Annotated in this window: 12 protein-coding genes; 11 read left to right on the plus strand and 1 reads right to left on the minus strand. The window is 62.5% G+C overall.

Annotated features, from left to right (window positions below; translation table 11 throughout):
* Positions 1–190 precede the first annotated feature (190 nt).
* The 11 genes from J3352_RS03690 (at position 191) to J3352_RS03740 (ending at position 13,148) form a co-directional block, all read left to right on the plus strand.
* Positions 191–2,944 (plus strand): insulinase family protein, encoded by a 2,754-nt coding sequence (locus tag J3352_RS03690; RefSeq protein ID WP_242699858.1) that lies wholly within the window; start codon positions 191–193, stop codon positions 2,942–2,944.
* A 313-nt stretch (positions 2,945–3,257) separates the two neighbouring features.
* A complete protein-coding gene (locus J3352_RS03695) occupies positions 3,258–3,542 on the plus strand; it encodes a chemotaxis protein (RefSeq protein ID WP_097770410.1) in 285 nt (94 codons plus the stop codon).
* Positions 3,539–4,972 carry a phage terminase large subunit gene (locus J3352_RS03700; protein WP_156065585.1) on the plus strand — a complete coding sequence of 478 codons (1,434 nt, stop codon included), beginning with the start codon at positions 3,539–3,541 and terminating at the stop codon, positions 4,970–4,972. The genes J3352_RS03695 and J3352_RS03700 overlap by 4 nt, the downstream gene beginning before the upstream one ends.
* A gap of 212 nt (positions 4,973–5,184) precedes the next feature.
* Positions 5,185–6,909 carry a hypothetical protein gene (locus tag J3352_RS03705; protein ID WP_156065671.1) on the plus strand — a complete coding sequence of 575 codons (1,725 nt, stop codon included), beginning with the start codon at positions 5,185–5,187 and terminating at the stop codon, positions 6,907–6,909.
* 98 nt (positions 6,910–7,007) lie between these two features.
* Positions 7,008–7,961: a ribosomal-processing cysteine protease Prp gene (locus tag J3352_RS03710; protein ID WP_097773541.1), complete on the plus strand. Its 954-nt coding sequence runs from the start codon at positions 7,008–7,010 to the stop codon at positions 7,959–7,961.
* Between the two features lie 98 nt (positions 7,962–8,059).
* Positions 8,060–9,058, plus strand: coding sequence for a N4-gp56 family major capsid protein (locus J3352_RS03715; protein WP_082210765.1), 999 nt, complete (start codon positions 8,060–8,062; stop codon positions 9,056–9,058).
* A 133-nt stretch (positions 9,059–9,191) separates the two neighbouring features.
* A complete protein-coding gene (locus J3352_RS03720; protein ID WP_097770405.1) occupies positions 9,192–9,404 on the plus strand; it encodes a hypothetical protein in 213 nt (70 codons plus the stop codon).
* 4 nt (positions 9,405–9,408) lie between these two features.
* Positions 9,409–9,792 (plus strand): hypothetical protein, encoded by a 384-nt coding sequence (locus J3352_RS03725; protein WP_117535737.1) that lies wholly within the window; start codon positions 9,409–9,411, stop codon positions 9,790–9,792.
* A 15-nt stretch (positions 9,793–9,807) separates the two neighbouring features.
* Positions 9,808–11,679, plus strand: coding sequence for a hypothetical protein (locus J3352_RS03730; protein ID WP_156065583.1), 1,872 nt, complete (start codon positions 9,808–9,810; stop codon positions 11,677–11,679).
* Positions 11,680–11,682: 3 nt separating this feature from the next.
* Complete coding sequence (locus J3352_RS03735) at positions 11,683–11,886, plus strand: hypothetical protein (RefSeq protein ID WP_005931258.1); 204 nt, start codon at positions 11,683–11,685, stop codon at positions 11,884–11,886.
* The gene (locus J3352_RS03740; RefSeq protein WP_156065581.1) at positions 11,883–13,148 is read left to right on the plus strand and encodes a cell envelope biogenesis protein TolA; all 1,266 of its coding nucleotides are present in this window, start codon (positions 11,883–11,885) and stop codon (positions 13,146–13,148) included. The genes J3352_RS03735 and J3352_RS03740 overlap by 4 nt, the downstream gene beginning before the upstream one ends.
* A 41-nt stretch (positions 13,149–13,189) precedes the next feature.
* Here the strand turns inward: J3352_RS03740 and J3352_RS03745 are convergent, their stop codons facing one another.
* Positions 13,190–13,924, minus strand: coding sequence for an ABC transporter permease (locus J3352_RS03745; protein ID WP_156065579.1), 735 nt, complete (start codon positions 13,922–13,924; stop codon positions 13,190–13,192).
* Positions 13,925–13,943: the final 19 nt, after the last annotated feature.

The following is a 13,943-nucleotide window of genomic DNA, read 5'->3' on the forward strand; positions in this document are numbered from 1 at the left end:
TTCGCAAAGCCTGACCTCTTTGCCAAGGCCGCCCCTATCAGGGGCGGTGGCATCCCGCAGGGATGACGGTGGGGTTTAACCGCAAGAGCCTTCCCTTTGGGAGGGCTTTTTTGTTCGTTGCGTCTTACCGGAAGGCGTGGTACAATAGGGCCAAACACTTTGAAAAAATATGACCCAAAGGAGAAACAACATGAACTATCCCGGTTATACGCTGGTGCGCCGCGAGGACTGCCCGGAGCAGCACGGTGTGCTGACGGTTCTGAACCACGATGTGAGCGGGGCCACTGTCCTGCTGGTGGAGAACGAGGACACCAACAAGGCGTTCGGCATCGGCTTCGGCACCTTCCCCTCCGACGACACCGGTGTGTTCCACATTCTGGAGCACTCGGTGCTGGCGGGCAGCGAGAAGTACCCCGTGAACTCGCCTTTTTTGCAGCTGCTCAAGAGCAGTATGGCCTCCTTCCTGAACGCCATGACCTTCCCGGACAAGACGGTGTATCCCTTTGCCACCCCCAACGAGACCGACTTCAGGAACCTGATGGACGTGTACCTGAACGCCGTGTTCTGCCCGCTGGCCATGGTGGACAAGGCCGTGTTCGAGCAGGAGGGCTGGCACCGGGACGCGGACGGCACGGTGAGCGGTGTGGTCTACAATGAGATGCAGGGTGCGCTGGCCTCCCCGGACGCGCAGCTGCAGAACGCGCTGGAGCGGGCCATGTTCCCGGATACGGCCTACGGCTTTGTGTCCGGCGGCGACCCGGCCTCCATCCCGGCCCTGACCTATGAAAAATACCAGCGGGTGTACCGCCGCCATTACAGCGCCGACAACTGCTGCATCACCCTGTACGGCAAGATGGATATGGCCGAGAAGCTGGCGTTTCTGGATGAGCACTATCTGAGCAGGATGCCCAAGGGCACCAGCCGCCCCCGGCTGACGGTGCAGGACCAGCAGAACGGTGTGCGTGTGCACATCCCGTACTACACCGAAAAACCCGAGCCGGATCAGGTGCAGTGTGCGCTGGCCTGGTACACCGGCGCGTTTGCTGACCGAGAGCGCCAGCTGGGCGTGGAGATCCTGCTGGATGCCCTGCTGGGCACCAACCAGTCCCCGCTGAAGGCAGCTCTGCTGGAGCAGAAGCTGGGCGCGGATATCGACATTGGCTTTGACGACAGCACCCTGCAGCCCACGCTGGAGCTGGTGCTGCGGGGGGCCACCGCAGAGACTGCCCCCAAATTTGCAGCTGGCGTGAAACAGGCTGTGACCGACCTGCTGGCAGGGGGCATCCCCGAGGAACTGCTGCTGGCCAGCCTGAACGCCATGGAGTTTGCCTCCCTGGAGCGCCCGGGCAGCCTGCCCGACGGTGTGCTGGATGCCATCTATGCCGCCACCGGCTGGCTCCACACCGGAGACCCGGCCCTGCTGCTCCACACCGACAAACTGTTTGCTTCCCTGCGGGAGAAGCTTTCCACCGGCTGGTTCAACGACCTGCTGAAGGATCTGCTGCTGGCCGAGCCGGTGCAGGTGATCCAGACCCCGGCCCTGCCCAAGAAGGACGAAGAGGATGCTGCCCCTGCCCGCAACGACGGCAAGCTGGTGCTGGACCATCCGCTGACCGTGGCCGACCTGGGCGATGGTGACAGGAGCGCTGCCGGTACGGTGGAACCGCTGGCCGGTGCGGAGCTGCTGCACCACCCCTCCAAGGGCAGCCTGTATCTGAATTTCTACTACGACCTGGGCGAGTGCACCCCGGAAGAGGTGCAGTATCTTGACTTGCTGACCGATATTCTGGACGAGCTGGATACCCCGGAGCACACTGCCCGGGAGCTGCAGACCCAGCGCGCCACCTGGCTGGGCAACAGCACGGCCTGCATCAGCTTCTGGACCGGGCGGCAGGAGGGCAGCCCCTGCCACGCAAAGCTCACCTGGAACATGAGCCTGTTGGAGCGGAATCTGGACAAGGCCATTGCGCTGGGCAGTGAGTATCTCTACAAGACCTGCCTGACCGGCCCCAAGGCCGAGGAAGCCTTTGCCCGGGTGCTGAGCCAGCAGAAGCTGAACATGGAGCAGCAGTTCATCCGGCAGGGCAACCAGTACGCTGCCGTGCGTGCCGCCGCCCACTACTCAGTGGAGTATGCCCTGAGTGAGCGGTGCAGCGGCGTGACCGGGTACCACTTCCTGTGCGGCCTGCTGGAACAGGCCGACTGGGCCGCCATGGGCAAAAAGCTGGAAGCGGTGCGGGAAAAGGTGCTGAACCATGCAGCCCTGACCGTCAGCCTGCATGGCAGCGAGGAAGCGCTGGAAAAGCTGCGTGCCCTGCTGCCCGGCAGTGCCTTTGCTGCCCAGGGCCGCACCGCTGCCAAGCCCTACACAGAGGTGCTGACTGCCCCCGTGAACGAGGCCTTTATCATTGACGGCGGCGTGAACTATGATATCCTGACCTGGCCCATGGAGCGGCAGGCCGACCGCCGGGTGCTGGCCCGCATTATGAGCTACGAATACCTGTGGCACAACATCCGTGAGGTGGGCGGCGCTTACGGCACCGGAATGCTGACCCGTGCCCAGACCGAGGGACTGTACACCTACCGTGACCCCCACCTGACCGAGAGCTACGAGACCTTTGCCAAGGCCCCCGAGGTGCTGGCAGGCCGGGAGTACACCGAAAAAGACCTGACCGAGTTCATCGTGGGCGCGGTGTCCGAGATGGATTCGCCCAAAAAGTCCAACGCTGAGGCCAAGGAGCTGGACCGCCGGTACTTCTGCGGCATCACCGATGCCATGCTGGCCGCGGACCGCAAGGCCATGTGCAGTGTGACAGCTGAAACGATCCGGGCACAGGCTGCAGACCTTGCAGACCGGATGGCAAACGCCACCCGTGTGGCCTTTGGCAGCAAGGACGCTGTGGAAGCAGGCAAGCAGCTGTTTGACCGCATCGAGACCCTGTAAGCAGAACTGAAACTGAATCTGTAACGAAAGCAGGCACTCTGCCTTTGCCCCGGACGGGGCGGGCGGAGTGCCTGCTTTTTTGCGCAAAAGGTACTTCACGCACCTGATGTGCCTGCGCATGGAAAATCCGGGAGAAAAACGGAGATTTCCGCACGGCGCGATACAGCGATGAAAAATGAAAGATTATTTTATACAGATGGGATTCTATGACGCTAAAAGTACAAAACGGCCTTGCAAAAGTGCGCGCTGTTGCAGGGGACGAAAAGCTGGTATCCTTGTGCCAAGCCAAACAGAAAGGATGTGAGAACACAGGATGGCGCAAGCAAAACAGCCGGGCAGGGACAAGAGCCTTGCCAGCCTGCACAAGGCCACCGACACCCTGAGCACCATGCTGGCACAGGAGGTCAAGGAACTGAACGCCCGGCAGAAGGTCCAGCGTGGCGATGGCTCTGACCCCGCCCTGATGAAGGGGCTCAAGGAGGCTACGGCGGTGCTGAAGGATCTGGCCGCGGTGGCCAAGACCCTGAACGATCAGGGGGCGGATGCCGAGGCCCGGGCGTGCGGTGTGGTGCTTCTGCCAGCCGTGGAGGACGTATGAATGCAGAGATCGTATGGCGGCCCCAGCCCCGGCAGGCGGAGTTCATGCGCCGCCCGGAACCGGAAGCCCTGTACGGGGGCGCGGCAGGTGGCGGCAAGAGTGACGCGCTGGTGATCGAGGCCCTGCGGCAGGTGCACATCCCCCACTATCGGGGGCTCATCCTGCGCAAGACCTACCCCCAGCTCAGTGATCTGGTGGACAAGAGCATGGCCTACTACAAGCGGGCTTTTCCCACGGCGCAGTACAACGCCACCAGCCATGTGTGGGTGTTCCCCAGCGGGGCAAAGATCTACTTTGGTTCCATGCAGTACACCAAGGACCGCACAAATTATCAGGGCAAGGCCTTCGACTTCATCGGGTTCGATGAGCTGACCCATTTCGAGTGGGAAGAGTACAGCTATATGATGAGCCGCAACCGCCCTACCGGCCCGGGCACCCGGGTCTACCTGCGGGCCACCACCAATCCCGGCGGTGTGGGGCACGGCTGGGTGAAAGCACGGTTCATCACGCCTGCCCCGCCCGGCACCCCCATTGTGGAACAGTTCCCGGTGCGGATGCCGGACGGAACCGAGAAAGTGCTGGAGCGGGCAAGGGTGTTTATCCCGTCCAGCGTGTTCGACAACCCCGCTCTGCTGGAAAATGACCCGGACTACCTTGCCAGTCTGGCAAGCCTGCCCGAGGCAGAAAAGCAGGCCCTGCTCTATGGCAGCTGGGACAGCTTTTCGGGGCAGGTGTTCACCGAGTGGAGGAACGACCCGGGGCATTATCAGGACCAGCGCTGGACCCATGTCATTGCGCCCTTTGCCATCCCCAGACACTGGAAGATCTACCGGGGGTACGATTTCGGTTTCTCGAAGCCGTTCTCGGTGGGGTGGTACGCGGCGGATGAGGAGGGCAGGCTTTACCGCATCAAGGAGCTGTACGGCTGCACGGGCCGCCCCAACGAGGGCCTGCGCATCGATCCGGTGGAGCAGGCAAGGCGGATCCGGGAGGTGGAGCAGAACGACCCGATGCTCAAGGGCCGCACCATTCTGGGGGTGGCTGACCCCGCTATCTTTGATGAGAGCCGGGGCGAGAGCATTGCCGCCATGATGGAGCGGGGCCCCCATTTTCTCCACTGGGTCCCCGGTGACCACACCCGGCTGGCGGGGAAGATGCAGTTCCACTACCGGCTGGCGTTCGATGGGGAGGGGCGGCCCATGTTTCAGGTGTTCAACACCTGCAGGCACTTCATCCGCACCCTCCCGAACCTGGTCTATGACGAGAGCAATGTGGAGGACATCGACACCCGGCAGGAGGACCATATCTATGACGAGTGCCGCTATGTGCTGATGGAAAATCCCATCTCCCCGCCCCGGCAGACCGTGCAGCCTCCGGTGGGGGACGACCCGCTGGAGCTGCACCGGAGGGCGAGGGTGTATAGGGTGTAGCTATGGAAAGGCTCTGCTCTGTACAACCTCTCAGTCTCGCATACGCTCGACAGCTCCCCTAGTAGGGGAGCCTCTGGCGAAACCGGGAACTTTGCGGGGACTGCCAAGGCCTCTCCTATTAGGAGAGGTGGCATTGCGAAGCAATGACGGAGAGGTTGGACAAAGACGAAACCTGCCTGAGAGGCAGCAAGGAGGTAAACTTGGAAAATATTATGGACGTGATCGGTATAGAGCAGGTGGCCGAAGCCACTGCCATTTTACAGAAATACAAGGCCGGAAAAGCCGCGCTGGACAAACGCATTGTGGACAACGAGCTGTGGTTCCGGATGGGACACTGGAAGAACTACCAGAACCCCATGATGGAGGGCAAGCCCCAGCCTGCCAGTGGGTGGCTGTTCAACAGCATTGCCAACAAGCACGCCGATGCCATGGACAATTACCCGGCCCCCAACGTTCTGCCCCGGGCAGCAGACGATGCGCAGACCGCACAGGTGCTTTCCAGCATCCTGCCGGTGGTGCTGGAGCAGGCAGACTATGAGCAGGTGTACAGCGACACCTGGTGGCGCAAGCTCAAGCAGGGCACCGGGGTCAAGGGCGTGTTCTGGGACCCGGAGGCCCGGGGCGGCGTGGGAGAGATCGCCATCCGGCCCATGAACCTGCTCATGCTCTACTGGGAGCCGGGCGTGGCGGATATCCAGGCCTCGCCCCACTTTTTCTCCCTGAGCATGGAAAACACCAAACAGCTGGAAAACCGCTGGCCCCAGCTGAAGGGCCACAGCGCCAGTGTGCTGGATGTGCCCCGTTTTCTCCACGACGGCGGGCTGGACACCACCGAAAAAAGCGTGGTGGTGGACTGGTACTACAAAAAGCCGGACGAGGCCGGACACACCCTGCTCCACTACTGCAAGTTCTGCAACGGCGTGGTGCTCTACGCCAGCGAGAACGACCCGGCCCTTGCCGGGCGGGGCTTCTACGACCACGGGAAATATCCCTTCGTGTTCGACCCGCTGTTTATGGAGGAGGACAGCCCGGCGGGCTTTGGCTATATCGATGTGATGAAGGAATGCCAGACCGCCATCGACAGGATGAACCATGCTATGGATGAAAATGTCCTGCTGGCATCCAAGCAGCGGTATGTGCTCAGCGACACGGCGGGCGTGAACGAGGAGGAACTGGCGGATCTCAGCCGGGACATCGTCCATGTGGCCGGACGGCTGGGAGACGAGAGTTTCCGCCCGTTGCAGACCGCCGGTTTGCAGGGGAACAGCCTGAGCTACCGCAACAGCCGCATTGAGGAGCTGAAGGAGATCAGCGGAAACCGGGATATGACCCAGGGCGGCACCGCAGGCGGCGTGACGGCGGCAAGTGCCATTGCGGCCCTGCAGGAGGCGGGCAGCAAACTCTCCCGCGATATGCTCAAGAGCGCCTACCGGGCCTTTGCAAGGGAGTGCTACCTCATCATTGACCTGATGCGGCAGTTTTACGATGAGGAGCGGGTGTTCCGTGTCATCGGGCCTGCCGGAGGCAGGGAGTTCGTGCCCTTTTCCGGGGCAGCGCTGCGTGCCCGCCCCATGGGGTTGATGGGCGGCGTGGAGCTGGGAAGCCGGGAACCGGTGTTTGATATCGTGGTGAGCGCCGAGAAGAAATCCACCTTCAGCCGCCTTTCCCAGAATGAAACGGCGAAGGAGTGCTACCAGCTGGGTTTCTTTGCACCCCAGAATGCCGACGCGGCCCTGGCGGCACTGGAGATGATGGACTTTGAGGGCATCGAAAAAGTGCGCCAGAGGGTGCGGCAGAACGGCACGCTGGCACAGAAGCTGACGGCGGCCCAGATGCAGATCGCGCGGTTCAACGAGAAATTGAGCGGCGCGGAGGAAAATCTGAGCACAAGAGCATTGGCGAAGAACCTCTCCGGCGCTTTGCGCCAGCTCTCCTAACAGGAGAGCCAGGTTCACGCTGCTACTGGCTTGCCTCCCCTATGAGGGGAGGTGTCACCGCAGGTGACGGAGAGGTTTTACATGAGAAGGAGGCAGAAATGATCAAGGTGAATTATACGGAATTGGACGGCCCTTACGGCCCGGCCATGCGTCTGGAGGCGGCGGGCCATGCAGGCTATGCCCCGGCAGGGCAGGATATCGTGTGCGCCGGTGTCAGCACCCTGATGCAGGCACTGGTCAGCCTGCTGGCGGGCGAGGAAAACGCCCACAGCGATGCTTTTGACGAGCCAGATGGCCCCCGCCTGACGGTGACTGCTGCCCGGCCCTGTACCGCATGGGTCGAGGGAGCCTTTGAGCTGGCCAAGGCGGGCTTTGCCCTGCTGGCCGAGCGCTACCCGGACAATGTACGCTTTGCCGACCGGAGTGCCCGGGGCAAGCAGGAGATGATGGACCTGCAGCTGTTTGCTGACGGCGGCGAAGCGGCTGCTCCTGCCCTGAGCGCGGCCCAGGAGCAGCAGGCTGTGGCATCGGGTACCCTGAAGCCCGGTGAGAAAGCGGACGCAAAGCAGGAGACGACCGCCCCGGAGGGGGAGAAGGAGGTGAAAGAGACCGAACCGGTCAAGGCGGAAGAAGGGCAGGAACAGGAACCGCCCCGCCCCGCGCTGCCAAAACGTTTCCCGGGAAGCCAGGCTGTGGATGCCCTGCACCGGCGCTGGGCTGCCGAGGAGGCCATGATGCGCCGGGCGGTGCCGGAGTTTTCCCTGCAAAAGGAGCTGGCAGACCCCGAGATGCGCCGCCTGATGCAGCTGCCCGGGATGCGGATGCTGGATGCCTACCGGCTGGCCCACTACGGGGATGCCATGCGCCAGACTGCCCGCACCGTGGAGCAGGGCGTGGTGGAGCGCATCCGCCAGCGCGGGGCACGCCCTGCTGAAAACGGCACCCACCCCGGCAGCGCTGCCGTGACCGGTGCGGATGTGAACCGGATGACCCGCAGCCAGCGGGAAGCGCTGGAACGTCAGGCGCTCCATGGCGCAAAGATCAGTTTTTGAGGGAAAACCCTCTCACCGCTTCGGTCTGGCTTTGCCAGCGTCTTGCGGAGCTCCCCCGAAGGGGGAGCTTGAAATCAATGAAAGAAAGGATAATGACTATGAACAACTTCAACATTCAGCTGTTTGCCGAAACTCCCCTGAACTCCACCACCACCATGACCCCGGAGATGAAGACCTTCTACGAGAAGCGCCTCATCGACCAGGCAGAGCCCCGGCTGGTGCATGACCAGTTTGCGGATTACTATCCTGTGCCCCAGAACGGCGGCAAGACCATCGAGTTCCGCAAGTACGACAGCCTGCCCAAGGCTTCCACTCCGCTGACCGAGGGCGTGACCCCGGACGGTCAGGCTCTGAACGTGACCACCATCACCAGCGACCTGCACCAGTATGGCGGCTGGACCCCGCTGACTGACGTGCTGCAGATGACCGCCATCGACAACAATGTGGTGCAGGCCACCCGTGTGCTGGCAAGCCAGGCGGGCCGCACCATGGACAGCATCACCCGTGATGTGCTGGCGGGCGGCACCAATGTGCTGTATGCTCCCAAGCAGAATGCAGACGGCACCGAAACGGAGGTGAAGAGCCGCAAGGAGCTGGACAAGACCTGCACCCTGACCCCGAAGCTGTTCTTCCGGGCGGCGGCGCAGCTGGGTGCCATGAACGCGGACCCCATCGGTGACAGCTACATTGCCATCATCCACCCCTATGCCGCCTATGACCTGAAGACCTGCAGGGAATTCATTGAGGCGCACAAGTATGCCGACCCTGAGACCATGTACCGCGGCGAGATCGGCAAGCTGGGCAATATCCGCTTTGTGGAGACCAGCGAGGCCAAGATCTGGAAGGACACCACCTGCCCCAGCGGTCTGGCCGTGTTCGGCACGCTGGTGCTGGGTGCCCATGCCTACGGTGTGACCGAGCTGGAGGGCGGCGGCCTGGAACACATCGTCAAGCAGCTGGGCTATGGCGACGACCCGCTGAACCAGCGCGCTTCCGTGGGCTGGAAGGGAATGCGCGCCGCCGAGCGTCTGGTGGAGCAGTACATGGTGCGCATTGAGAGCGTATCCAGTTATTCGGAGAATGCGAGTGCCAACTGAACCTCTCAGGCGCTTCGCGCCAGCTCCCCCAGTAGGGGAGCCCTTGGCAAACCGGGCAAGCCCTGCTGGATGACGAGACCAGGCGAGGCGTAAAAGGCAGTGCCCCTGCGACAGAGGGCAGAAAGGATGAAAAATGGACAAGAAAAACGTAAGAATCCGGCTGTTCAAGGACAACAGCCGGTACAAGGGCGACCTGTTTGTGAGCGTGAACGGCGTGAGCTATAAGATCCGCCGGGGCGTGGAGGTGGAAGTGCCGCCCGAGGTGGCAGAGGTGCTGGAGCACAGCCAGGTGCAGGATGAGCGCACCGCTGCCCGCATTGCCGCCGCCGAGAAGATCGCGGGGTGAGAGCATGACAGTGGGACAGGCTCTGGAACGGGCCGAGGAACTGCGGCCGGGCTGCAAGGTGGACAGCTGCACCCGGCAGCGCTGGCTCTGTGAGGAGGACGGGATGCTGCGGGCCCTGCTGTTCTCCGGCTGCGGGCTGCGGGCCGGAGTGGGGGCAGACCTTGCCTGGCCTGCGGAGGGCGGTCTGGACGATGCCGTAGAGCTGCTGGTACCCGTACCTTTTGATGCGCTCTACCCGCATTACCTCTGCGCAAAGCTGGATGCTGCCCTGGGCGAGACGGAACGTTACGCCGGGGAGCAGGCCCGGTATAACAGCATTCTGGCCGAGCTGAGCGCCTGGCTGCGGCGGCGGGCAAAGCCGAAGCGCGGTGCGCAGTGGCGGTGGTGAAAGGGAGGAAAGTGGATGCTTCTGACAAATCGGACCGGTGTGAAGAATACCCGGGATCTGCTGCGGGCCTTTGGCGGCCTGAACGAGACCTACGGCTGCACCGAGGCTGAGTACAGCGGGGGAATGAATTTTTCGGCCCGGGATTTCCCGGCCCTGAGCACCCGGCTGCCCCGCCGCAGGCTGCAGGAACTGGCCGGGCTGAACGGGATGTATCACCTGAACGGTCTGCTGACCGTCTGCGGGCAGGACCTGGTTTATACCCCGGACGAGGCCCCGGCCCAGCCCGTCACCGTGAAAAATGCCGTGGCAGACAGCCGCAAGACGATGGTGGGCATCGGAACAAAGATCCTGATCTTCCCGGACAAGGTGGCGTTCGATACGGCCGACGGCAGTGCGGCTCCGCTGGGTGCTGCCTGGGAGGCGGGAAGCCTGAGCGTGAGCTTTGCACCCTGTGATGCTTCGGGGAATACCTACGAGGTGAAGGACAAGGGCACGAAGGAGCCGGAACACCCGCAGGACGGCCAGCTGTTTCTGAAGCTGAACGAGCCGGACAAGCCCTATTCCGCAGAGAATACGCTGGAGGTGTACAGCGAGGCTTCGGGCAACTGGACGGTGATCCCGCTGGACTACTGCCTTGTGACCGCTGAGGGCATCGGGGCGGAGTTCCGGGTGTGGGATACCGTGACCCTGACCGGTACGGGGGCTGAACAGGCAGGCCAGTGGGCCGGGCTGGACGGCGACCGTATCGTGTACGGTGTGACCGAGACCACCCTGCGCCTGCGGGCTGACCCGGGCGGCGAACACTTTTACGGCAGGCTTGTCCACAATGGCAGCAGTGCTGTCTGGGTGAGCATGGACGGCACACAGCGGGAAGAGTATTTCCCGACGGAGGGTGTGAAGGTGGAGCGCCGGGTGCCCGACCTTGAGTACCTGACCGAGTGCGACAACCGGGTGTGGGGCTGTTCCAGCAGCGAGAATGTCATCTACGCCTGCAAGCTGGGCGACCCCACCAACTGGTTCTCCTACCGGGGCATCGCGGCAGACAGCTATGCCGTGACCGTGGGCAGCGACGGCCCCTTTACCGGCGCGGCCACCTGCATGGGCTATGCACTGTTCTTCAAGGAAAACACCCTGCACAAGCTCTACGGCTCCAAGCCCTCGGATTTCCAGCTCAGCTCCCTGCGCTGCCGGGGCGTGGCCAGAAACGCGGCCCGCAGTCTCTGCGTGCTGAACGAGACGCTGTACTATCTCTCGCCCGACGGCGTGATGGCGTGGGACGGCAGCATCCCGGCCAAGGTGTCGGCGGCGCTGGATGCCGGGCGGCTTGCCAATGTGAAGCAGGCTGTGGGCGGCGCGCTGGATGGCCGGTATTATCTGCATGTCAGCCGGGAAAACGAGGTGCGTCTGCTGGTCTATGATACCGAGCGGGGTCTCTGGCACGAGGAGGATGTTTGCTCCTTTGAGATGGCCAGCACCGGCGGACAGCTCTATCTCTGGGATGGCCGGGCGCTCTGGGCCGCTGACCCCAGCCGGGAAGCGGCAGGGCAGAGAAGCGAGGAAACGGAACAGGGCGTGGAGTTTGCCCTGACCACCGGAGATCTGGGGCTGGACAGCCCCGAGGAGCGGTACCTCTCCCGGCTGACGCTGCGGCTGGATGCCGCCTGCAGGAGCCGGGTAACTGTGGAAGTGAGCTATGACGGCGGCCCCTGGGAGAACGCCGCCGCCCTGACAGTGGAGGGGCCGCGCCGCAATTGTGATCTGCACCTTGTGCCCCGGCGGTGCGCCTCGCTCCGGCTGCGGCTGTGGGGCTATGGGCAGATCACCCTGCGGAGCCTGGCCAAGACCTTCAGCGGGGCAAAGGGAAACTGGATGGAACTGGAGGGATGAACCATGGCAAGCATTGCGGGCCTGGGCAAGATCGGCCTGCCCAGGCTGAGTGAGAATATGGACCCGGAGGATGCCCGGGCCCTGCGGAATTATCTGTACCAGATGCAGGAGCAATTGCAGTATGTGCTCTGCAATCTGGACACCGAGAATTTCTCGGAGGAGCTGCGGGGCAGGCTTTCCGGCAGTTTGGGAAAGGAGGAGACATGAGCGAGAAAAAGAAGCAGGAGTACACCACAGGCGGGCTGAAAAACCGGCAGGATGTGGAACACGCGCTGGCTTCGGCAGAGTACCGGCCCTCGCAGGAGGTGACGGACGCGGCCAGCGACCTGAAGCAGTGGCAGGCCAACCGCCCCGGCGATTACGAGAGCGCCTATCAGGGCCGCATTGACGGCCTGATGGAGGATCTGCTGGACCGGAAGGAATTCAGTTACAGCTATGGTGCCGACCCACTGTACCGCCAGTACGCCCAGCTGTACACCCAGAATGCCCAGAACGCCAGTGCTGACGCGGCGGCGCAGGCCGCTGCCCTGACCGGCGGCTATGGTTCCAGCTACGCGGCCAGTGCGGCCCGGCAGGCATACCAGCAGCAGATCGGTGCACTGAGCGAGGCCATCCCCACGCTGTACCGGCTGGCGCTGGATACCTACCAGAGCGGCGGCGATGCCTTGGTGGAGCAGATCGACCAGCTGAACGGGCAGGAGCAGAATGCCCAGCAGAAGTATGAGCGGGAGCTGGCGGATTACTACACCCAGCTGGAACAAAAGGGCAATGCCTACAACACGGCTTATACCCAGGATTACGGGCGCTATCAGGATTATCTGGGCCAGTTGGACAGCCTGTACGGCTACTACGCAGCACAGGAACAGCAGGAGGCGGCCCGCCGCCAGCAGGGATTCAACAATGTGATGACCGTGCTGGGCCTTCTGGGCGATGCGGCCCAGCTGGCCATCACCGGCACCACGGGTCTGGGCAGCATGGCAGGCAGCCTGCTGAACACCGGGTACAACATCTATGCAGGCAACCGCGCCTATGAAGCCGAACGGGCCGACACGGCGTGGAAGCAGAAAATGCAGGAGCAGCTGCGGCAGGATGAGCTGGCACAGCAGCAGTACAAAAACGAGCAGGCGCAGCAGGAATATCAGGACAAACTCCGCCAGCAGCAGGTCAGCAATGCCCTTGCGGCAGAGCGGCTGGACCTGAGCAAGAGCCAGTGGGCAGCCAAGCAGGAAAAGGCCAGCCGGACTGCCGAAAAAGCCAGCGCCGATGCAGCGGCGAAGCGCGGCAGCCTGACGGGTGACACCGGCCTGAAGGTGGGCAAAAGCGGCGTTTCCAGCGGGGGCACCGTGCCGTACAGCGCGGCGAGGATGCGCAGTCAGGGCCGCAGTGATACGGCCATCCGCACCCAGCTGCTCAAGGAGGGATACTCCAGCAGCGAGGTCAGGAAGATCATGCAGCAGCTGAACAGCTGAAAAAAGGGGAGGGCAACCGTGAAGGTGCTCTCCCCTTTGTGCTATGCCCGCATATCCTTCCGGCGTAAAATCAGCCATGCCAGAAGGAACATCGTCCCCAGCCAGAAGATGCAGCTGAAGGCAAACAGCCCGTAGCTGCCCGCCAGAGCATCCGCACTTTTGTTGGAGTTCATACCCAGCTGCATCAGGGAATAGGGCCACAGGATTCCAAAGCCTTTGGAGCTGATAAAGATGCCGGTAATGCCGCCCAGCAGCCCCAGAAAAATGGGCACGGCAAAGCTGCGGATGACCATGGCCAGCACCAGCTGTGCGGCAATAACAGCCAGCGCACCCAGCAGTCCCCGCAGCAAAAACAGAGGTAGGGTGACCGGCGGCAGCCCGGGCAGATGGGCAAATACCTTGCCGCAGAACACGAACAGCGCAAACACAAAGCCGTGGGTCAGCAGCGCCAGCTTTGTCACCACCGCAAACTTTGCGGCAAACAGGTCCAGCGGCGGTATGGGGCTTGCCATGATCAGGTTCCAGTTGTGCCCCAGATGTTCCAGCCGCCACAGGTAGGCAGCATAGGTGGCTACCATGGCAGGGAAGAAGAGCATGGAATAAAACAGGGTGTGCTGGGTCCACAGGCTATACCAGCCGTCGGTGAGAATCTCAAGATTTTGCAGATAATTGAAGGTGCCGTAGGTGGCTGAAAGAATAGGCAGCACAAAGAACATTGCCCAGATGGGGGATGCGTGGAGTTTGCGGTTCTCCGCAAGAATACAGCGTTTCAGCATGGTTTTATACCTCCTATTA

Origin of the sequence: Faecalibacterium sp. Marseille-Q4164, from assembly GCF_017377545.1 — a bacterium.
GTDB classification, from domain to species: domain Bacteria; phylum Bacillota; class Clostridia; order Oscillospirales; family Ruminococcaceae; genus Faecalibacterium; species Faecalibacterium duncaniae.

Coding starts and splice junctions, on each gene's coding strand:
- J3352_RS03690 (WP_242699858.1), top strand. CDS start 191: ATGAACTATCCCGGTTATACGCTGGTGCGCCGCGAGGACTGCCCGGAG.
- J3352_RS03695 (WP_097770410.1), top strand. CDS start 3,258: ATGGCGCAAGCAAAACAGCCGGGCAGGGACAAGAGCCTTGCCAGCCTG.
- J3352_RS03700 (WP_156065585.1), top strand. CDS start 3,539: ATGAATGCAGAGATCGTATGGCGGCCCCAGCCCCGGCAGGCGGAGTTC.
- J3352_RS03705 (WP_156065671.1), top strand. CDS start 5,185: ATGGACGTGATCGGTATAGAGCAGGTGGCCGAAGCCACTGCCATTTTA.
- J3352_RS03710 (WP_097773541.1), top strand. CDS start 7,008: ATGATCAAGGTGAATTATACGGAATTGGACGGCCCTTACGGCCCGGCC.
- J3352_RS03715 (WP_082210765.1), top strand. CDS start 8,060: ATGAACAACTTCAACATTCAGCTGTTTGCCGAAACTCCCCTGAACTCC.
- J3352_RS03720 (WP_097770405.1), top strand. CDS start 9,192: ATGGACAAGAAAAACGTAAGAATCCGGCTGTTCAAGGACAACAGCCGG.
- J3352_RS03725 (WP_117535737.1), top strand. CDS start 9,409: ATGACAGTGGGACAGGCTCTGGAACGGGCCGAGGAACTGCGGCCGGGC.
- J3352_RS03730 (WP_156065583.1), top strand. CDS start 9,808: ATGCTTCTGACAAATCGGACCGGTGTGAAGAATACCCGGGATCTGCTG.
- J3352_RS03735 (WP_005931258.1), top strand. CDS start 11,683: ATGGCAAGCATTGCGGGCCTGGGCAAGATCGGCCTGCCCAGGCTGAGT.
- J3352_RS03740 (WP_156065581.1), top strand. CDS start 11,883: ATGAGCGAGAAAAAGAAGCAGGAGTACACCACAGGCGGGCTGAAAAAC.
- J3352_RS03745 (WP_156065579.1), bottom strand. CDS start 13,924: ATGCTGAAACGCTGTATTCTTGCGGAGAACCGCAAACTCCACGCATCC.